The sequence below is a fragment of the Pseudarthrobacter sp. NamE2 genome (assembly GCF_005796205.1).
GTDB lineage: Bacteria > Actinomycetota > Actinomycetes > Actinomycetales > Micrococcaceae > Arthrobacter.
On sequence record NZ_VAHN01000008.1, the window covers coordinates 49,332 to 69,120 of the forward strand.

The 19,789-nt window shown below is 66.1% G+C and carries 19 protein-coding genes and 1 pseudogene; 8 read left to right on the plus strand and 12 right to left on the minus strand.

The window, feature by feature from the left end:
* Positions 1-107: 107 nt before the first annotated feature.
* Positions 108-3,131: an alpha-amylase family glycosyl hydrolase gene (locus FDW83_RS10990; protein ID WP_138138134.1), complete on the plus strand. Its 3,024-nt coding sequence runs from the start codon at positions 108-110 to the stop codon at positions 3,129-3,131.
* A 146-nt stretch (positions 3,132-3,277) separates the two neighbouring features.
* On the opposite strand, the gene FDW83_RS10995 is transcribed toward FDW83_RS10990, so the two are convergent.
* From FDW83_RS10995 to FDW83_RS11010, 4 genes are all read right to left on the minus strand, one after another.
* A complete protein-coding gene (locus tag FDW83_RS10995; RefSeq protein WP_138138135.1) occupies positions 3,278-3,832 on the minus strand; it encodes a hypothetical protein in 555 nt (184 codons plus the stop codon).
* Between the two features lie 20 nt (positions 3,833-3,852).
* Positions 3,853-4,041, minus strand: a complete 189-nt coding sequence (locus FDW83_RS19755) for an NmrA family NAD(P)-binding protein (protein WP_240720956.1) — start codon at positions 4,039-4,041, stop codon at positions 3,853-3,855.
* A gap of 88 nt (positions 4,042-4,129) precedes the next feature.
* The gene (gene malQ, locus FDW83_RS11005; RefSeq protein ID WP_138138137.1) at positions 4,130-6,400 is read right to left on the minus strand and encodes a 4-alpha-glucanotransferase; all 2,271 of its coding nucleotides are present in this window, start codon (positions 6,398-6,400) and stop codon (positions 4,130-4,132) included.
* A 151-nt stretch (positions 6,401-6,551) separates the two neighbouring features.
* Positions 6,552-7,286 (minus strand): GAF and ANTAR domain-containing protein, encoded by a 735-nt coding sequence (locus FDW83_RS11010; protein ID WP_138138138.1) that lies wholly within the window; start codon positions 7,284-7,286, stop codon positions 6,552-6,554.
* A gap of 205 nt (positions 7,287-7,491) precedes the next feature.
* On the opposite strand from FDW83_RS11010, the pseudogene FDW83_RS19495 reads away from it, so the two are divergent.
* Positions 7,492-7,665 (plus strand): annotated as a pseudogene (locus tag FDW83_RS19495) (DUF3040 domain-containing protein); the annotation flags it as partial.
* Here FDW83_RS19495 and FDW83_RS11020 read toward each other — a convergent pair.
* Positions 7,621-8,685, minus strand: a complete 1,065-nt coding sequence (locus FDW83_RS11020) for a DMT family transporter (protein ID WP_138138249.1) — start codon at positions 8,683-8,685, stop codon at positions 7,621-7,623. The pseudogene FDW83_RS19495 and the gene FDW83_RS11020 sit on opposite strands and share 45 nt — an antisense overlap.
* A gap of 29 nt (positions 8,686-8,714) precedes the next feature.
* Positions 8,715-9,311: a TetR/AcrR family transcriptional regulator gene (locus FDW83_RS11025; RefSeq protein WP_138138140.1), complete on the minus strand. Its 597-nt coding sequence runs from the start codon at positions 9,309-9,311 to the stop codon at positions 8,715-8,717.
* 278 nt (positions 9,312-9,589) lie between these two features.
* On the opposite strand from FDW83_RS11025, the gene FDW83_RS11030 reads away from it, so the two are divergent.
* Positions 9,590-9,889 carry a DUF4193 domain-containing protein gene (locus FDW83_RS11030; RefSeq protein ID WP_138138141.1) on the plus strand — a complete coding sequence of 100 codons (300 nt, stop codon included), beginning with the start codon at positions 9,590-9,592 and terminating at the stop codon, positions 9,887-9,889.
* A gap of 138 nt (positions 9,890-10,027) precedes the next feature.
* Positions 10,028-10,318, plus strand: a complete 291-nt coding sequence (locus tag FDW83_RS11035; protein WP_138138142.1) for a hypothetical protein — start codon at positions 10,028-10,030, stop codon at positions 10,316-10,318.
* On the opposite strand, the gene FDW83_RS11040 is transcribed toward FDW83_RS11035, so the two are convergent.
* From FDW83_RS11040 to FDW83_RS11065, 6 genes are all read right to left on the minus strand, one after another.
* Positions 10,303-11,052, minus strand: coding sequence for an ANTAR domain-containing protein (locus tag FDW83_RS11040; RefSeq protein WP_138138143.1), 750 nt, complete (start codon positions 11,050-11,052; stop codon positions 10,303-10,305). The genes FDW83_RS11035 and FDW83_RS11040 overlap by 16 nt on opposite strands.
* 146 nt (positions 11,053-11,198) lie before the next feature.
* On the minus strand, positions 11,199-11,471 hold the full coding sequence (locus tag FDW83_RS11045) for a hypothetical protein (protein WP_138138144.1): 273 nt from the start codon (positions 11,469-11,471) through the stop codon (positions 11,199-11,201).
* A 24-nt stretch (positions 11,472-11,495) separates the two neighbouring features.
* On the minus strand, positions 11,496-11,987 hold the full coding sequence (locus FDW83_RS11050; protein WP_305014686.1) for an RpiB/LacA/LacB family sugar-phosphate isomerase: 492 nt from the start codon (positions 11,985-11,987) through the stop codon (positions 11,496-11,498).
* Positions 11,984-13,756 carry a dihydroxyacetone kinase family protein gene (locus FDW83_RS11055; protein WP_138138145.1) on the minus strand — a complete coding sequence of 591 codons (1,773 nt, stop codon included), beginning with the start codon at positions 13,754-13,756 and terminating at the stop codon, positions 11,984-11,986. The genes FDW83_RS11050 and FDW83_RS11055 overlap by 4 nt, the downstream gene beginning before the upstream one ends.
* A 39-nt stretch (positions 13,757-13,795) precedes the next feature.
* Positions 13,796-14,569: an SDR family NAD(P)-dependent oxidoreductase gene (locus FDW83_RS11060; protein WP_138138146.1), complete on the minus strand. Its 774-nt coding sequence runs from the start codon at positions 14,567-14,569 to the stop codon at positions 13,796-13,798.
* 43 nt (positions 14,570-14,612) lie between these two features.
* Positions 14,613-15,437, minus strand: a complete 825-nt coding sequence (locus FDW83_RS11065) for a sugar phosphate isomerase/epimerase (RefSeq protein WP_138138147.1) — start codon at positions 15,435-15,437, stop codon at positions 14,613-14,615.
* A 202-nt stretch (positions 15,438-15,639) separates the two neighbouring features.
* Between FDW83_RS11065 and FDW83_RS11070 the strand changes: the two genes are divergently transcribed.
* The 4 genes from FDW83_RS11070 (at position 15,640) to FDW83_RS11085 (ending at position 19,705) form a co-directional block, all read left to right on the plus strand.
* Complete coding sequence (locus FDW83_RS11070; protein ID WP_138138148.1) at positions 15,640-16,977, plus strand: MFS transporter; 1,338 nt, start codon at positions 15,640-15,642, stop codon at positions 16,975-16,977.
* 36 nt (positions 16,978-17,013) lie between these two features.
* Positions 17,014-17,910, plus strand: coding sequence for a transketolase (locus tag FDW83_RS11075; protein ID WP_138138149.1), 897 nt, complete (start codon positions 17,014-17,016; stop codon positions 17,908-17,910).
* On the plus strand, positions 17,907-18,926 hold the full coding sequence (locus FDW83_RS11080; protein WP_138138150.1) for a transketolase family protein: 1,020 nt from the start codon (positions 17,907-17,909) through the stop codon (positions 18,924-18,926). Before FDW83_RS11075 ends, FDW83_RS11080 begins: the two co-directional genes overlap by 4 nt.
* 119 nt (positions 18,927-19,045) lie before the next feature.
* The gene (locus FDW83_RS11085; protein ID WP_138138151.1) at positions 19,046-19,705 is read left to right on the plus strand and encodes a GntR family transcriptional regulator; all 660 of its coding nucleotides are present in this window, start codon (positions 19,046-19,048) and stop codon (positions 19,703-19,705) included.
* Positions 19,706-19,789: the final 84 nt, after the last annotated feature.

Sequence of the window (19,789 nt, forward strand, 5' to 3'; positions counted from 1 at the left end):
CTCACGCCTTGTTACCCAGCACCCCTGCCAGCGCATACCCGCGCCATCCATCGCCAGCCCCGAAAACATCCCGACAACCCAAAGCGCCCGCTGCCCGGGCGGGCACCATGTGCCGCCGGAGCGCGGCAAGCCTGGTGGCAGCCGCCGTCGCGGTGTCCGCCGCCGTGCTCCCGGCCGATGCCGCCCCGGGCCCCAAGGAGGACCCCGGCGCCGCGAGCGCCTTCCATTCGCTCCGCGCCCCGGTCACCGACGAAAACTTCTACTTCGTTATGGCGGACCGGTTCAGCAACGGCAGCAAGGCCAACGACCAGGGCGGACTGGGCTCCGACCCCATGGTCTCCGGTTTCGACCCCACGAAGAAGGGTTTCTACAACGGCGGCGATCTGGCCGGCCTGCTGGACAAGCTGGACTACATCCAGGGCTTGGGTACTACCTCCATCTGGCTCACGCCAAGCTTCAAGAACAAAGCGGTCCAGCCGGAAGACAAGTCGGCCGGCTACCACGGCTACTGGATCACGGACTTCACGCAGATCGACCCTCACCTCGGCAGCAATGACGAGCTGAAAGCCCTGATCGATGCCGCTCACGCCCGCGGCATGAAGGTCTACTTCGACATCATCACCAACCACACCGCGGACGTCATCGGCTACCAGGACGGCGCACGCAAGGGATATGCGTCCAAGGACGCCGTGCCCTACCAGGACGCTGCCGGCAACGTCTTCGATGACCGCGACTATGCAGGCACAGGCAGCTTCCCTGCCCTCGACGTCGCCACATCCTTCCCCTACGTGCCCGTGCTGGACGAGAGCGAAAAGGACCTGAAAGTCCCGGCGTGGCTGAACGACCCCACCCTCTACCACAACAGGGGCGACACAACCTTCGCGGGCGAGGACGCTTACTACGGCGACTTCTTCGGCCTCGACGACCTCTTCACCGAGCACCCCACGGTGGTGGACGGCATGAAGGAGATCTACAAGACCTGGATTGGCGACTTTGGTGTGGACGGCTTCCGGATCGACACCATGAAGCACGTGAACAACGAGTTCTGGCAGGAATTCGGCCCTGACGTCCTGAACTATGCCAAGGAACAGGGCAAGGACGAGTTCTTTATGTTCGGCGAGGTGTTCGACACCACCAAGAGCTTCACCTCGCAGTTCACCACCCGGAACCAGATGCAGGCGGTGCTGGACTTCCCGTTCCAGGACGCCGCCCGCAGCTTCGCGTCAAGGGGCCAGGACACCCGCACCCTGGAGACCTTCTTCGCCGGTGACGACTGGTACACGGATGCCGACTCCAACGTCTACCAGCTTCCCACGTTCCTGGGCAACCACGATATGGGCCGCATCGGCAGCTTCATCGCAGCTGACAACCCGGGCTCAACGGACGCCGAACAGATGGCCCGGGACCGGCTGGCCCACGAGCTGATGTACTTCTCCCGCGGCAACCCCGTGATCTACTACGGCGACGAGCAGGGCTTCACGGGCCCCGGCGGCGACCAGGATGCCCGGCAGACCCTCTTCGCCAGCCAGGTTCCCGAATACCTCGACGACGACCTGCTGGGAACAGACGCGACGCATGCCACGGACAACTTCAACACCAGCCACCCGCTGTATGCCAGGATCAGCGAACTGGCGAAGATCACCAAGGAACATCCCGCCCTGGGCAATGGGGCCCACCAGCACCGTTACGCCTCCGAGGGCGCCGGCATCTACGCCTTCTCCCGCACGGATGCCAAGGACCAGCGCGAGTACGTAGTGGCGCTGAACAACAGCGAACAGGCGCAGACGGCAGAAATTCCCACCTACATCGGCAAGCGCAACTACACCAGGGTCTACGGTGACGCGGCTGCCGAAGTTAAGACCTCGGCAGACGGCAAGCTGGCCGTGACGGTGCCGCCGCTGTCCGCCGTCGTCTACCAGTCCTCTGGCCGGATCCCGCACTCCAAGGCCGCGCCCGCCGTCGTGCTCCAGGAACCTGCCGCGGCATCCGGCGACAACGGCCGCCTGAAGGTGACGGCCGACGTCGACGGGGCCTCGTTCTATGAGGTCACCTTCGAAGCAAAGCAGGCAGGCGGGAACTGGCAGGCCATCGGCACGGACGACACCGCCCCGTACCGGGTGTTCCACGACGTGGCTGCCCTGGACGCCGGCACTCCGGTGGAATACCGCGCCACCGTCCTGGACAACGGTGGCCACACCGCCACGAGCCCGGCCCGCACGGCGGCGGTCCCCGCACCGCTCCTCACCCTGCAGAAGCCGGAAGAAGGCAGCGGCGTCCGGGGCACGGTGGAACTCAGTGCCACCGCCGATCCGGAAAAAGCCAGCTTCCAGGTGGCGTTCGAACGCAGCGTGGACAACGGGGACTGGACGGCAGTGGGCTCCGATGATTCCTCCCCCGTGTACTCGGTCAAGGATGACGTGTCCGCGTTCGCGGACGGCACGCAGATCCGCTACCGGGCGACCATGACCGGTCCCGGGTTCACCGTCGCCAGCAATATCCGCACAGTCAGGGTCGGCGACGCGCTGCAGCCGGACTCGGTGACGGTGGCGGGTTCCCTGAACCAGGCCATGGGGTGCGCCGAACCCTGGCAGCCGTCCTGTAAGCAGGCGATGATGACGCTGGACCCGGCCGACAGGATCTGGCGGCTGACGGTGGACCTTCCGGCTGGCCAGTACGAGTACAAGGCAGCGCTCAACGGCAGCTGGGACGAAAACTACGGCAAGGACGGCCAGTTCAACGGGCAGAACATCGTCCTCGGCCACCCCGGCGGTCCGGTGACGTTCCGCTACGACAACAGCACCCACGTGATCACCGCCGGATACGCATCCCAGCAGCCCGGCGCGGTGTCCGTGCCGGGAAGCCTGAACAGCGAACTCGGCTGCTCCGGCGACTGGGAACCGGCCTGCGACCAGGCCCAGCTCGCCCTGGACCCGGCAGACCTGGTGTGGAAGCTGACCGTCTCCGACCTGCCGGCCGGCAGCTACGAGTTCAAGGCGGCGCTGAACCGCTCCTGGGACGTCAGCTACGGTGCGGGCGGAGCAAGCCCGGGTGCCAACATCATGCTGGAGCACGACGGCGGCCCGGTCACCTTCCGCTACGACCACGCCAACCACATGATCACCGCGGGCTGACAACTCCGGCTACACATTCCTGACGGGTAAAACTGCGGGCCCACCCTCCGGGGCGGGTCCGCAGTTCTGTTTCAGCAGGTGAAACAGTTCGTCCGCCATGCCTCCTCACTATCGGGCATTTGACTTACGCGAGCCCGTCGCTGTCCCTATCCGTCCGGTGTGATGTCGAACATCTTTTTTACACCGCGGTCTGGCTCACTCAGTGTTCGGCCGCCACGGTATTCGTAAGTGGAATCACCACTGTGAAGGGCTACGTGGTGAACCTTTTCAGGAGTAGGCGGTGCCGGCCATACCAGGAGTAGGTGTTCCTCCGTTGACTCCAGGGAAATGGTGTTGAATTCGGACAACCGGCCGCGCGCCAAACAGCGAACCCTGTACCAGCCTGGACCGGCTGTACTGAGTTCCGGCAGCGAAGGAGTCTCGTTGAACCCATCCACGGCCAGCTGTCCTTTCGGGGCATAAATCGAGATGTCGACGGCCTCCTCCCAGCCATCGAGGGAGAACTCTGGCTCGGAGTCCAGCAACGACACGCCGACGGTGATGAAACCGGTATCAGTGCCGGTGAGGATGACCGCCCCGGCATCCAAGGGACATACGAGGCCGTCGCAGTCCTTCAGCTGCTGTGGGGAGGGAATCGTTGGAATGTTGTCGTCAACCAGACGGTAGCTGCTATAGCTGACATCTACCCTGTCGGTGGTCACTGTCATCCTGGGCCCCTCGATCAGTTGATGAAGGCGACAAAGAACGGGTCGCCGTCAAGGATCCGCTGCTGCCGATAGGTGTTGGTCAGGATAGTGCCTCCAGAGGAATTGTGGTCCGAGCCTGGCCGGATCAGGGCCCGGACCTTTTTCCCGCGGTCCACGAATGCGGCGGCCACCTGGCCACCCAGCATCCCGGTGCCCCCAACCACCAGTACCGGGCCACGCCCGCCGGATTCACCGGCCGGGCCTGCAGGGCCGGTGCGGGCGGTCCTTCATTCATGGCACTCCTAGGATCATTCAGCGGTGAAGGCCCTCCTCCACCGCCGCGAGCAGGGCATTGAACCGCGCATTGGCTGGAAGGTTATCAAGGAGTACGGGTTTGCCGTCCGGTCCGCCCAGCGGCACCTGCCAGTTGGGGTAGAGCGCCTCGTTGGTGCCGGGCTGGTTCTGGACCCGTCGCTCCCCCACCGCGTCCACGAGGGCGACGCCCAGCAGGACCGACGGCGTCTGCGTCAACAGCAGGTGCAAGGCTTCGATGGCCTGTTCCTCCGAGGCGCCACCGTAGTCACCGGGGCCGGCGGCTGAACCGCCCTCCGGCAGGTAGCCCCGCTCCCGCAGCAGGGCGAACATCTTTTCCAGGGACGCGTTGTGCTCGGCGCGTTCCTCGGCTTCGGAGCGCTCCAGCAGGCCAAGGCTGCTCCGGAGGGCCACGTGGTCCCCGGCGAGGTAACCTGCCGTGGGCGGAAGGTCGTGGGTGTTGACGCTGGCGAGCGCCTGCGTGCGGTACTTTTCGGGCGCAAGGGGTGAATCGCCGTCGTACTCGAACCAAAGGATGGACGTGCCCATGATCCCGCGGGCAGCGAGGTAGTCCCGCACCCACGGTTCGAACGTTCCCAGGTCCTCGCCGATCACCACGGCCCCGGCCCGCTGGGCTTCGAGGGCGAGGATGCCGATCAGGGCTTCGTGATCATAGCGCACGTAGGCGCCGTCGCCCGGTGTGTTGCCCCTGGGAATCCACCAAAGTCGGAACAGGCCAAGGATATGGTCCACGCGGATGCCGCCGGCATGCCGGAGCACGGTGGCCAGCATGTTCCGGAACGGTGCGTAGCCTGCCTCGGCGAGGCGGGCGGGATGCCACGGCGGCTGGCCCCAGTCCTGGCCCTGCTGGTTGTACATGTCGGGCGGGGCACCCACGCTGCTCGCGGGGGTCAATACGTCGCGGAGCGTCCAGGCGTCGGCACTGCTGTGGTCCACGCCGACGGCGAGGTCATGGACCACGCCCAGCCGCATCCCGGACCGCAGTGCCGCCTGCTGGGCGCTTTCCAGCTGCTCGTCGCAAATCCACTGCAGCCAGCGGTGAAAGCCGATCCGGTCGGCGAGTTTCTGCCGCAGCGCCTCGGCCTTTGGGGTGCCCAGCGCGAAGTCAGGATCGCTCCACAACGGGTCATCCGGCGCGACGTCCTCGCGGATGGCGGACCAGAGTGCGAAGTCGTCCAGTCCGCTGCCGGACGCCCTGCAGAACTCTTCGAAAGCAGACTGCCGCGCCGGCGACCGGCGGGTGTGGTAGAGCAGTTCCAGCGCCTGGAGCTTGGCCGCGTAGGCGGAGTTCCGGTCCAGCCGCCCGCCGTCCTTGTTCAGTCCCGCCACTTCCTCATGAAGCTTTTCCAGGGCGGCGCGCTTGCGTGGCCGGAGGTAGGCCAGTTCGGGTACGGACTCGATCCGGATGTACAGCGGGTTGAAGAACCGGCGGGTGGACGGCGAGTAGGGCGATGGCTGCACCGGCGGGACCGGCTCGGCCGCATGCAGCGGATTGACCAGGATGTAGTCTGCACCCCGGGCGCCGCTCAGCGCGGCGAGATCGGCCAGGTCCGCGAAGTCGCCGATGCCCCAGGAGCGTTTCGACCGAACGGAATAGAGCTGCGTTGCCAGCCCCCAGCCGCGGCGTTTTTCGAGTTCCCTGGCGGTGTCCAGCTTTGCGGGCGTCACCACCAGCGTGGAGGACGCCGTGGCGCCCTCCGACTCGGCGTGCAGGGTGTGCCAGCCCAGAGGAAGGTCCTGCGGAAGGGCGAAGGTGGCGCGGCCAACGGAGACGCCGTCAACCTCCCGGGGCTGCACTGAGACGTCCTGCTGCACGGCATCCCGGGATCCCCCGTCCCCTTCGAGTGCAATGGTCACGCTGGCGGTGGCACCGTCGCGCACATGCACCGGGACCTGCGCGGGTTCGCCCTGCTGGATCACGACGGCGGGAGGCAGCATCCGCCGCCACGGCGCCAGTTCCGCTTCCACCAGGGCGTCCTGGATCTGCTGGTTGGTGTGCGCCTTTACGCCGAGGGCTGCGAGCACCTTGATGAGGGTCTCCTCCGCCACGCTGTGGGGCAGCCCGTCCCAGCCTTGGAACGAGGTGCCCACCCCGTGGACGTCAGCGAGCTGCTGAAGCAGGTGCGGGTCGACGGGTTCGCTGGCAGCGGTGTCTGGGGCAGCGGTTCCCGGGGCCGCGGAGGCCGGCAGGTCAGGAGGGCCTGCGGGCCTCGCTGGCTGTGGTGCGTGCTGCTGGTCGAAAGCCGTCATGCGTGTCCGCCTTGTCTGGTGGGCCCGAACTTACAGTGCTGCCTGTTGTACCGGGCGTTTGCACCCCCGCGCACAACCGTTGGTTCAGATTATTGCAGGGCGGCGTGCAGACGAAATGCGCCAGGTGTCACACGCCGGAGGGATCCCGAGTTCAGGGCTCGAAGTGCGTGCTGACCGCGCCGCCGTTTACCCGCGCCAGGACTTCCGCGGCTACGTCCCGCAGTTTCTGGTTCCGGTGGCTGGACGCCTTGGTCAGCAGGGTGATGGCCTCATCCTGCGAGCATCGGTTTTGCGCCATGACCACCCCGCACGCCAGGTCAATGATGGTGCGGTTCTGCATGGCAGCGGACAGGTCATCGGCAAGGTTCTGGGCGTCCGCTATCCGCAGGGCGAGCCGGAGGGCCCGGCCGGCGAGGTCTGCGAACCCGGATGCCTTGCGGGTGACGCCCTCCGAAAAAACGCCTGGCTCGTCGGCGAAGAAATTCAGCGCAGCCGCCTGGTTCTCGTCCAGCGCGAGCGGGACACCGAGGACGCTGCGGCAGCCGTGGTCGGCCAACACCTTCTGGTAGTCAGGCCAGCGGGGATCCTTGTCCACGTCCGCGAGGACCACCGGTTGCATGGTTTCCAGTGATGCCAGGCACGGGCCGTGTCCCAGCACCTGTTCCAGCTTGTCCAGTTCCCGGGCGCGCTCGCTGCTTCCGGCCACGGTGGCACTGCGCTTGCGCTGCCGGAGGGTCACTCCGCACTCGATCTGGGTTCCAGCGGTCTCGGTCAGCGTTGCCGCGGCCAGCGTGGACACTTCAGTGAGGAAGCCGCTGACGTTGGTGCTGCCGATGATCATGTCGTGCAGCTTCAGGAACTGATCGTCAGTGCTGGGGGTGGCCATGCCTCAATATAAGCGAGAGCGCTGCCGCCGGGCACCAACTTCCGGGAGCGCGCTTCAGGGGCCAACTCCCGTCCGTCGATTTCACGGAATTGTGACGCCGGGAGCTACTTCCGCGACGGCCGCCGCCTGCCCTTGACTAACTGAGACAAGGCTCCTACGGTCAGAGCAATACCGCGTCCCATGGAATCCAGAGGCTGCCATGCCAATGTCCGAAGAGGAGCGGAGGCTGCTCAACGAGCTGGAACTGCGGCTGATCGCTGACGATCCCCACCTGGCCATGGAGCTCCTCTCCGGCTACCCCGCCCGGCGGGTCCCCGCCGGCCTTTTTGCCGGCTCAGTGGTGTGCCTGCTGGGCCTTGTCCTCGTCATGGCGGGGATCGGCAGCCAGGCCGCTGCCGCCGTCGTCGTGGGAATCCTGCTGCTGGCGCTGGGCGCCTGCCTTTTCCTTAACCGGCCGTTCCCCAGGCGGCAGCGGGAGCAGTCCACGGGCTGACGGCTGTGCCCGCTTCCGGCTTTTGTTGCGCCGGGTGCCCGGCGTCAGGATGAACAGGCTCCCCAGTACGACGGCGGCGCCAAGCCAGCCAAGTGCCGGCAAGCGCTCCCCCACGACCAGCACGGCGAGGACCGCTGCCACGACTGTCTCGAGCAGCGAAATGCCGGTGGCAGTGCTCGCGCGGATCCGGGCCAGCCCCCAGCCGAACAGCACGTACCCGGCAAACATGGGGACCAGGGCCATGTATGCGCCCACGGCAAAGTTCGTCCAGGATAGAAACAGCGGCGCGCCGGTCAGGGCTAGGACCGGCATGAGCAGCAGCCCGCCCAGCCCGAAGACGCTTCCCATCGCCGCCCGCGACGTCACACCGCCGCCGATCAGCCGATGCGCCGACCACGAATAGAGGGCATACGTGCCGCCCGCCACGAGGCCCAGGAGGATTCCGGCGGTGGACGCCCATGAACCCGCGCTTCCGGCTCCGGCAGGGCTGTGCCCGGCGAACGACAACAGCGCGGCTCCGCTCACACCCAGCAGTGCACCAGCCGCCCATCGCGGAGTCAGCGGTTTGTGGTCTGCGAACCGCTCAATTAAGGCCGCGGTTATGGGAGCCGATCCAATGGACACGACGGTTCCTATCGCCACGCCGGAAAGGTGCATGGAGCTGTAAAAGGCCAGGGGGTAGACGGCAACAGCTGCAGCGGCAAGTGCCACCAGCGGCCAGTGCTGCCGTAGTCCGTTGTACTCCGCCGCGATATGCCTGGCCGCGTATGCGGCCTGCAGCAACCCGCCCACTCCCATGGCCACGGCTCCGATGGCGAGGGGGCTGACGGACGGCGCGAAGGTGGCAGCCGTGCCGGTGGTCCCCCACAGCATGGACGCCGCCACCACAAACAGGGCGCCCCACATCGGCGCGGTGCTGTGGCCGGGTGCCGCCGTCACAGGTCTTCCAGCATCCGGGCAGCGATGTTCCGGGCGTCCTGGAGCCGCGCATCCCTGGCTTCGAGTCCTGCCCTGGCCATGGCGCCTTCAAGGAGGAAGGACAAGTGCCTTGCCAGCTCCGTGGCGCGCTGCTCTTCGCCCGGCAGCAGTTCCCTCGCATGTGTTGCCAGGAGTTCCTCGACTTCCTCCTTGTGGCGGCGGACCGCCACCCTGCCGGCATCGCCTGCCGGAAGTTCCGCTGCGGCGTTAAGGAGGCCGCACCCCCGGAAGCCGTGTTCATAGGCAAGGTTGGCATGGTCCGTGTAGGCATCGAAGACCGCCAGAATCTTGCCGCACGGGTTGTCCGCTTCTTCCAGCCGGGTGCGGTACAGGCCAAACCATTCCTCGTGCCGGGCTTCCAGGTACGCTGCGACCAGCTCCGCCTTCGAGGAGAAGTTGTTGTAGAGGCTCTTCTTGGCAACCCCGGCTTCCGACGTGATGGCGTCGATGCCGGTGGCTGCCACCCCGTTGGCGTAAAACAGGCGGGCGGCGGCGTCCAGCAACAATGCGCGGGCAGGGCGGCGCGGCGCAGTGGCCGCGTTAGGGGTGGACATCTTGGACTCCCGGCAGTAGTGGTAGGTAGCCCAGTCTACCTACCACTACATCCGGCGCAAGGTTCCTGCCGGACCGCCCTCTTAACCGACTTCCTCGCCCGGGCCGGATCCGTCATGGCTTGTCACTGATTGAAAGCACGAAGGCGGTACCCGCCAGGGCGGGCAGTTCGGGTACTCCCGGGGTACCGTGGGCAGGGCGGGAATAAGTAGGGACCACTCCGGGTTTCCGCTCTGTCCGGAACAATCTGGGCAGAACAGCTGTACGGGAGAATGCATCAATGGCAGTTGACTACGACGCTCCGCGGGTGACGCCGGAGGAAGAACCGAATGTCGCCCTGGAAGAGCTGAAGACCGAAAAGCCGGGCCGCCGTGAGGCCACGCCCGATGTTGACGAGACGGACCTCGCGGACAGCTTCGAACTGCCCGGCGCCGACCTCTCGAACGAGGAACTGCTGATCCAGGTGGTTCCGGTCCAGCAGGACGAATTCACCTGCATGTCCTGTTTCCTCGTCCACCACCGCAGCCAGCTGGCCCGGGAAAAAGACGGCAAGAAATACTGCCGGGAGTGCGAAGGATAGCAGCATGACCCGGGCAGGTGCTGCGCACTGTCCACAAAAAAATTCTGCAATTCCGCCCATCCAGCCGGCGCTCCGCTTCGAAGCCCTTGGGAGAAAGACTTCCAAGGGCTTCATGCGTGACAAGGCGAGGACAGGACGATGGATGAAGCAGACCAGCAGGCCCTGACCGGCGCAGTGGTCAAGAGGCACAACCTCGATCTCGCCGGGCTGTGGCTGGACTATGTGGCACTGGGCGGCAACGCCTCGGAGCAGGACATGCGGGACTACTGCTCAGGCACGCTTTGCCTGCCGGAGAAGGACAGGGACGCACTTTCGCAGGCGATCAATGAGCATTGTGCCGGCGCGGACCTGTCCCTCAGGGCACCCTTCAGCGACTCGCCGCTGTCGCGGGTGCACGCAAAGCCGCAGGATCCCTACTCGTCGAAATAGGTGAAAGTTGCCGAGCCGCCCGCCACGGAGGTCACCACCACGGAGGCAACGTCCCGAAGCTTCATGTTCCTGCTGTTGGATGCCTCCCGCAGGACCTTGAACGCCTCCGCCTGGCCGCAACGGTTCTGGGCCATAATTGCTCCCGTGGCCAGATCGATGACGGTCCGCGACTGCATCGCCGCGTTCAGCCCATCCCTCGTGTCCTGGAGCCTGGCTATCCGCAGGGCAAGCGTCAAACCTTTTGATACCTGAAGGACAAAGGCCTCGGCTGCCGCCCTGGCTTCACTTCCGAACGTGTCCGGAAGCCCGGTAAAGAGGGTAAGGATTCCCTCGCTGCCGCCTTCAAGGTCCAACGGAATACTGAGCACGGAGAGGACGCCCTGCTTGCGGGCCGAGCGGACATACTCCGGCCAGCGTTCTTCCCGGCTCAGGTCCGGAGCCGCCACCGTACCGGCGCTGCGGGCAGCCGTGGTGGCCGGCCCGCCGCCGTATTTTCCTTCAAGCTGGCCCAACAACCTGGCGCGGGAGTCACTGGCTGCCACCGCAACGGGTTTCTTGGGCCGGGTCAGCCTGATGGTGCAGGAAAGCGTCCCGCCCGAACCGCCGAGCCGTGCGGCGGCGTACGCGGCCACCTTGTCGAGGAGCCGCCCCACATCAGGTTCTGCGAGGACCAGGTCCTGCAGGTGCACGGCAACATCGGCGAAGACTGTGCCTTCTGAAACATCGGCGTTCATCACAAGGCTCCCTTCAGGACACAACAGATAAGCCATGGCAACATGGCCGCCCACTGCCAAACGGTCTTTCCAGCCTACCCGTGGCCGCACCATACGCCGCCATTCATGAAGCCTGCCTGCCGTTGACTCAAGGGGTGCCAGTGGGCCTAGCCGACGGTGCGCCCAGGTGCCGCCAGCTGAATCCGGGCCATCTTGTAACACAGCTTGCCGCCCAGTTCGCGCGGGCTGATCCAAACCTCGTAGCCCTCTGCGGCGGCAAACAACGCCCGGCCACCGGCCGCGTCGGCTGCCAGCCACAGTGCGGAGGAATCGTGCATGGCGTCATCCACCACGCCGGCCCGGACCAGCTCAAAGTCCTTCCGGACTTCCACCGGGGTTCCGATCAGCCGGCTCCAGTCGTGATAGCGGTACCTCTCCATGGCGCTCTCCCGGTCCGGGCCCGGCTAGCAGGCCTCAAAGTCGGTCAGGACCTTGACCTTGCCGGCAGACGCGGAGGCGGGGTCGAAGGTATAACCTATCCATTCCTTAGCCAGCCGGCGCGCAAGCTCGATGCCCACCACCCGCTGGCCCATGGTGAGCACCTGGCAGTCATTGGACAGCACTGAGCGCTCCACCGAAAAGGAGTCGTGTGCCGCTGTCGCCCGGATGCCTTCCACCTTGTTGGCCGCGATGGCCACGCCGATTCCGGTACCGCAGAACAGGATGGCCCGGTCCGCCGCGCCGTCGCGGATCATCTCGCCGGCACTGATCCCCACGTAGGGGTATGGCTTGGCGAAGTCCTCAGGAACGTCCGACCGGTTGACCCCGATGTCAATGACCTCGCTGATGCGGGGATCGTTGCGAAGGTCCGCCAGGACACGGTCCTTGTAGTCCACGCCTGCCTCGTCAGCGCCCACGATAAGCCGCAGCCCCATGTTGTTTCCTTCGGTGCTCATGCTTCCGCCCCAACCGATTCCCTGCCGGCGTATGCGGTTCCTGCTGCTGCCGCAGTGTTTGTAAAGTGCGGGCCCATAACGGCGAAGACCATGGCCAGCGACGTCGCTCCGGGATCCGGCGTGCCAAGGCTCTTTTCCGCCAGCGGGCGGGCCCGGCCCTTCAGTGGCAGCAGGTCCGCGGTTGCAGCGGCAGCGGCCGCTGCTTCGCGGGCCGCATCCTGCCAGGCCTGGCCGGGGACAGTCCCTTCAGATACCAGGCAGCGGAAGGTCGATGCGAACGGCAGCAGCGCGTCCACCATGGTCTTGTCGCCTGTTTCGGCCTTGCCCAGCTCCACGATCCGGCCGGCGAAGGCGGTGACCGCGGCTGCCAGCTCCATGCCAGCGGGCGCAGTGCTGTTGCCCACCGCCTCGCCGAAGGCACGCAGCCCTGCTCCCCACAGCACCCCTGACGTTCCACCGGCCTTGTCCGCCCACGCATCCCCGGCTGCGGCGAGAACGTCACCGGCCCCAGCTCCCTGCTCCAGTGCGCTGGATGCTGCCGCTGCGGCGGCGTCCACGCCCCGGACCATGCCGCGTCCGTGGTCGCCGTCTCCGGCGATCGCATCCATCCGGCCCAGGTGTTCCTCCGCATCATGCAGGGAAGTCCGGGCCGCGTCGATGGCCGCAACACATGCCGCTGCATAGCTGCGGGAGGCATCCGTGGCAACAAACTCCGTGGAGGCCGCACCGCCGTCGGACGCTGCTTTTCCTGAAAAGCTCCCCGCCGGCAGGCCCGCGTTGCCGCGCCGGTACGCGGGCGTCTCGGCCGGAGCGATCCACAGCGGCTCGAGTTCCTCATCCAGCCACGTGACGGTCAGCGAAGCACCGGCCATGTCCAGGCTGGTGACCAGTTCCCCCACCTCCGGCATCACCAGCGTGCAGCCGGCAGCCCGCAGCAGCGGCGCCACGGTACCCCACAGAACAAAGAGCTCCTCGTGCTTCGTGGAGCCCAGGCCGTTGAGGATGACTGCGATCCTGTCCCCGGCGCCCTCAGGTGTTTCGGCAAGCAGGCGGGACACAAGCTCCTGGCCGAGTTCCTTCGCGGAGGGCAGGTCCGTGTCGTGGAGGCCGGGTTCGCCGTGGATGCCGAGGCCGAGGCCCATCTGCCCGTCCGGCAGGGAGAACAGCGGGGCTTCGGCGCCCGGAAAGGTGCAGCCGGCGAAGGCGGTGCCAATGGTGCGGGTCCGTTCGTTGGCCTTGCGTCCCAGGCGGACCACGTCCCCAAGGCTGTCGCCGCGCTCAGCGGCGGCGCCCATGACCTTGAAGACCGTGAAGTCCCCGGCAATGCCTCGCCGCTTTGCGGATTCCGACGGCGGCGCGCTGGCGATGTCATCCGTCACCACGACGTTCTCCACGGCGATGCCCTCGGCGGCCAGCCTCTCGCTGGCCATGCCGAAGTTCATCACGTCACCTGCATAGTTGCCGTAAGTGAAGACGACGCCAGCGCCGGACTCCGCAGCCTTGGCCACGGCATAGGCCTGCTGGGCGGAGGGCGAGGTGAAGATGTTTCCGACGACGGCACCGTCGGCCAGGCCTGTTCCGACCAGTCCGGCGAAGGCCGGGTAGTGTCCGGAACCGCCGCCGGCGAGGACAGCGACCTTCGGTTGGGCCGGGCGGCAGCGCCGGACGGCGCCGCCGGGAACCTGGCGGACCAGGTCCGAGTGGACGTCGCAGAAACCCGCCAGGGCTTCCTCTGCAAATTCCGAGGGGTCGTTGAAGATCTTTGTCATGGTGGGCTCTCCGGCGTCCGTTTACTTACCTGGCAGTTCTTAGTGCATGTGGCTTCCGCCGTTGATGTCCACGGTGGTGCCGGTCAGGTATGCCGAATCCTCGGAGGAGAGGAAGGTGATCACGGCGGCTACCTCTTCTGTGGTCGCGTTTCGGCCCAGCGGAATGCCGGCGTTGATCGCGGCTTCCTGCTCCTCGGTGCTGCCCACGCGGATGTTGGTGTCCACGGCGCCCGGGGTAATGGCGTTGACGGTAACGCCGGTGGTGCCCAGTTCGCGTGCCAGGGCCTTGGTGAAGCCGAGGATGGCGGCCTTGGCCGCGGAGTAGGGAACCTTGCCGAACACCCCGCCGCCGCGCTGGGCGGACACGGAGGACATGTTCACGATGCGGCCCCAGCCGTTGTCGATCATGTCCGGCAGGAACGCTTTGGTCACCAGGTACGTGCCGGTGGCGTTGACGTCCATGATCTTGTGCCACAGCTCCAGGGTGGTCTCCAGGAAGGGCACGGGTGAAGTGATGCCGGCGATGTTGGCGAGGGCCCCTACGGGCGGCAGGTTTCCGGCGGCCACCTCGGCGGCGACGGCCGCCTGGGCGGCGGTGACGGAGGCTTCGTCGGCGACGTTGATCTCATGGCCGAAGGCGGGCACGTTGAACTCGTTGCCGATTTCGGCGGCGGTCTTGGCGGACTTTTCACCGTCGAGGTCCAGGATCACTACGCCCCAGCCCTGGCTGGCGTAGCGGCGGGCGGTGGTGAGGCCGATGCCCCGCTCGGAGGTTGCCCCGGTAAGGACGGCGGTGCGCTGGATGGTAGTCATGGTGGTGCTCCTTGTAATTGGCTTTGGCGTGGCTGCAGGTGGATTAGATGAGGTCGGTGATGAAGCTGGCCGCTTTGCCGGCGGCCGCGGGCCGTTCGTGGTGGGTGACGTCCCGGGTTTCCAGCTCGAGTGAGAAGTGCCCGGCATAGCCGTGCGAAGCGAGCCGCTTGAGGCCGCCTGCGAAGTCGGCGTTGCCGTTGCCGATGCTGAGGTTGATGTTCCCCGGGACGGCATCCCGCAGGTGGACATGCGAGATGCGGCCGCGGTGCCGGTCAAGGTACCCGCGGATGTCCTCGCCGGCGGCCACAATGTGGCTGAAGTCCATGACGATTCCTACGCCGGTTCCGGCAAGGCGGTCCGCCAGCCGGCCGGCGCGGTCCAGGTTCCAGCAGAACCGGAGGAAGTGCAGGGATTCGGTCCAGAGTTCGACGCCGTACTCCTCCGCCCGCTGTCCGGCCCGGATCAGTTGGGCCGCGATGAGGTCCAGGTCCTCCTCCACGCTCTGCACGGGGGTGTGGTCCAGGGCCCCGCAGGGCAGGACCAGCGCCTTGGCCCCGGTCTTCGCCGTGAGGGTGAGCAGGGCGTCGAGGTGGCGCTGCCGCGCCGCCTGGCCTTCGCCGTCGAGCACTGCATTGAGGTCCCCAATGTCGCCGTTAACGGAGCGGACCCGCAGGCCGGAGGACTCCACCGTGGCGGATACGGCAGCCACGGCAGCGGCATCCAACCCGTAGGGGACGTGGTTGCAGACGCCGGGCAAAGCACCCAGATCGATTTCTTCGAAACCAAGATCCCGCATGGTGTGCAGGGCAGTCCCCAGTTCCTGGTGCCGGAAACTGATGGACGAGCACCCGAGTCTGGAATGGAACATCGTTGATCCTCTGTTTGATGCCGGCCGTCGTTCATGGCTGGCGATAGTGATGGCCACCACAGTAGCCGCCATTATTGTTGACAGTCAACCTCTGCGGTCGACTGTTGACATTGCGCATGACGCGGGTCACACTGGGTTTATCATTTGTTAACCGTCGACAGCGGCGAAACCCCAACAGGCCGCTCTCCGAAAGGGAACCACCATGAGCAAAGATGCTCTGACCATGCGCGGTCCGGTCCACGGCACCAAGGACGCCAAGCGCGTTGCCATCGGCTCCGGTGTTGGCGCCGTGATCGAGACCTATGACTTCATCGGTTTCGGCACCGCCGCTGCGCTGTACTTCGGGACCGCCTTCTTCCCCACCGGCGACCCCGTCACCGGCACCCTTGCCGCCTTCGCCACCCTGGGTGTCGGATTCGCGGCCCGTCCGCTGGGCGGCATCATCGGCGGCCACCTCGGCGACAAGGTGGGCCGCAAGCCCGTGCTGGTCACCTCGCTCATCCTCATGGGCGTGGCCACGTTCCTCATCGGGTTGCTTCCCACCTACGAACAGGTGGGCCTCCTGGCTCCCGCGCTGCTGGTGTTCGTCCGCATCGTGCAGGGCCTTGCCTTCGGCGCCGAATGGGGCGGCGCCATCCTGATGAGCTACGAACACGCTCCCTGGAAGGCCAAGGGCAAGTACACCGGCATCGTCCAGGCCGGCTTCCCGGTAGGCCTGCTGCTTGCCAACCTGGTCTTCCTGGTCAGCGTCAATCTTGGCGGCGAACTCGCCTGGCGCGTACCCTTCCTGGCCAGCATCGTGCTGGTGGTGGTCGGCCTGATCATCCGCTCCAAGGTTCCTGAGTCCCCGGTCTTCGACGAGGTCAAGGACAGCGGCGACATCGTCAAGTCCCCCATCGTGGAGGTCATCAAGACCGATTGGCGCAACATCGTCAAGGGCATCGGCCTGCGTGTTGCCGAGACCGCCGGCTACGCGGTTTCCATCACCTACATGATTTCCTACCTGCACACCGAGCAGCTGGCGGACAAGACCCAAACCCTTGTAGCCCTCTGCATCGCGTCCTTTATCGGCATCTTCGCCACCTTCGCCTGGGCACGCCTCACTGACAAGATCGGCCGCCGCCCCGTCTACATCTGGTCCTGCGCCTTTGCCGTCCTGTTCGCCGTGCCCATGTTCCTGATGGTCAACACCGGTCTGTTCTTCTTCATCATCGCCACCATCGCCATTTCCTACGCTGTCTGCCAGAACTCCCTCGCCGGTGCCCAAGGCGCCTGGTTCCCCGAGCTCTTCCAGGCCAGGACCCGCGCATCCGGCGCCAGCCTGGCCTACCAGATCTCCGCCATGGTTTCAGGCTTCACCCCCTTCATCACCACCCTGCTCTTCGTCAGCTTCGGCTGGATGGGTCCGGCAATGCTGTTCGGCTTCTACGCAGCCGTTGGCCTGTGGGCCGCAGTCGCCACCCGCGAAACCTGGGGCAAGCGTGAACGCCAGCTGGCCGATGAGGCCACCAAAAGCACGCCCAACACGGTGAGCGTCTAAATGACCGTCACGCACGAAACGAACACGGAGCCAGCAATGCCAACACAAACCATCCAGGACCCGGCCGTTGAAAGCCATGTGGGGCAGGACCGCATCGAAAAGGTCACTGCCGCCGCCTACCGGATCCGGCACCACGCGCTGAACATGGGCGAGGTCCAGGGCCAGGGCTATGTGGGACAGGCCCTGGGTGCAGCGGACATGCTCGCCACGGTCTACGGCGACCAGCTCCGGTTTAAGGCCGGGGATCCGCACTGGGAAGCACGGGACAGGTTCCTCCTGTCCACCGGCCACTACGCCATCGGCCACTACGCGGCCCTCGCCGAAGCAGGCATCGTCCCCGTTGCGGAACTCGAGACGTACGGCTCGGACGATTCGCGGCTGCCGATGTCCGGAATGTCCACCTACACCCCCGGCATGGAAATCTCCGGCGGTTCCCTGGGCCACGGCCTGACCATCGCTGTCGGCATGGCCCTGGGCCTGCGCTACCAGGGCTCGGACGCCCGGGTGTTCAACTTCCTCTCCGACGGCGAACTGGACGAGGGCTCCACCTGGGAAGCGGCCATGGGCGCGCACCACCACCAGCTGGGCAACCTGACCGCGATGGTGGACATCAACGCGTTGCAGGCCGACGGCAAGACCGACACAGTGCTCCGCACCGAACCGGTCACGGAGAAGTGGGAATCCTTCGGCTGGTACACCCAGCGGGTGGACGGGAACGACGTCGGAGCGCTGCTGGCAGCGTTCGACAACGCAGCCGCCCAGGCCGCCGCCGTCGGACGTCCCTCCGTGATCCTCTGCGACACCAAGGTGGGCCGCGGCGTGCCGCTGCTGGAAAACCGCGACAAGGCGCACTTCATGCGCATCGAAGAACACGAATGGCAGACCTGCCGCGAGCAGCTCACCGCCGGATATGAAGGAAAGGCTTCAGCATGAGCACCACCACCGAGGCCCCCAGCACCACAACAGCTGTGAAGCCGAAGCTCAAGACCTCGGCGATGATCGCATCCTTCGCCGACCCCGGCCAGAAGACCGCGTCCGCGCCCTTTGGGCACGCACTGGTCAAGGCCGCGCAGGAGAACGACAGGATCGTCGGCCTGACCGCGGACCTGGGCAAATACACGGACATGCACATTTTCGCCAAGGCCTTCCCGGAACGGTTCTTCCAGATGGGCATGGCCGAGCAGCTGCTGTTCGGCGCCGCGGCCGGCCTGGCCGAAACCGGCCTGGTGCCGTTCGCGTCCACGTACTCGGTGTTCGCCGCCCGCCGCGCCTACGACTTCCTTTGCCTGGATGCGGCCGAGCCGAACCTGAACGTTAACATCGTGGGCGGCCTGCCCGGTCTGACCACCGGATACGGCCCCAGCCACCAGGCAACCGAGGACATGGCGATCTTCCGCGGCATGCCCAACCTGACCATCGTGGACCCCTGCGACTCCGTGGACATCGAACAGGCGGTCCCGCAGCTCGCCGCGTCCGAAGGACCCACCTACCTGCGCCTTCTCCGCGGCAACGTGCCTACGGTCCTTGACGAGTACGACTACACGTTCGAACTTGGCAAGGCCAAGGTCCTGCGCGGCGGCAACGACGTCGTGTTCATTTCCTCCGGCCTGATGACCATGCGCGCCCTCCAGGCAGCCAAGGCGCTGGAGGCACACAACGTGGACGTCGCCGTCGTACACGCACCTACCATCAAGCCGTTCGACGCCGGGACCGTCCTCGCCGAGATCAACACCGACCGGCTCGCCGTCACCCTGGAAAACCACTCCGTTGTGGGCGGCCTGTTCGAAACCGTGGCCTCGTCCATGGTGGCGGCGGGCCTCGGCAAGCGCGTGGTGCCCGTGGCACTGCCGGACCAGTTCCTGGACGCAGGTGCCCTGCCCACCCTGCACGACCGCTACGGCCTGGCCATGGACCGCATCGTGGCGAAGGTCCTCGCCGAACTCGGCTAAGCCAATAACGGAATGCGTAAAGCACGGCTCCGGCGCCCACCGGAGCCGTGCCTTCTGCCGTACTATCGAACTACGACCGACTGTAAACAGTCGACTTACGACATTGAGGACGCAAGGCCATGGCCGGACTGACCGCCCCGTTGCTGGGACTGCAAAAGAAGAGCCTGCGTGAGCAGGCCCTCTCGGCCCTGCGGACTGCCATCACCAGCGGAGAACTGGAACCCGGACGGCACCTGGTGGAAACTGAGCTGTCCGAGATGCTGCAAATCAGCCGGGGCACGTTGCGGGAGGCACTCCGCCAGTTGGAACAGGAAGGCCTGGTCTCAGCCGGGCCGCGCGGACGCTTGTCTGTCCGGCATCTCGATGAAAAGGAAATCCGGGACATCTATGCGGTACGCGCCGCGCTGGAGTCGCTCGCTGCCCGGACGCTCTGCGAACTGCCGGAGCGGCAGCACGTCACCGAATCCCTGCACCGGGCCATCGACGTCATGACCGCCGCAACCAGCGGGAGCCTCGAGGAACGGATCGAGTCCGACCTTGAGTTCCACCGCACCCTGTGCCGGCTGACAGGCAATGAGACACTCCTCCACTCCTGGGAGTCCCTGGAAGGTTCCATCCGGATGTCCATCATGTTCGCGGGGCTGGAAAAGGGCGTCAGCAACATGAGCGTGGACCGGCACCGGGACATTGTCACCGCCATCGATACCGGCGACGCCGCCCTCGCACGGAAAACCATTCTCGAGCACATGGACACCGCCGCGGCCAACCTGGTGTCCTAGGTCCGCGTCCCGGCTCACGCACCGCCGCAGCTTCTTCTTTGGCAGTTGCCGTTTCATCCTTGCGAATACTCCCGGCCCTCTGGG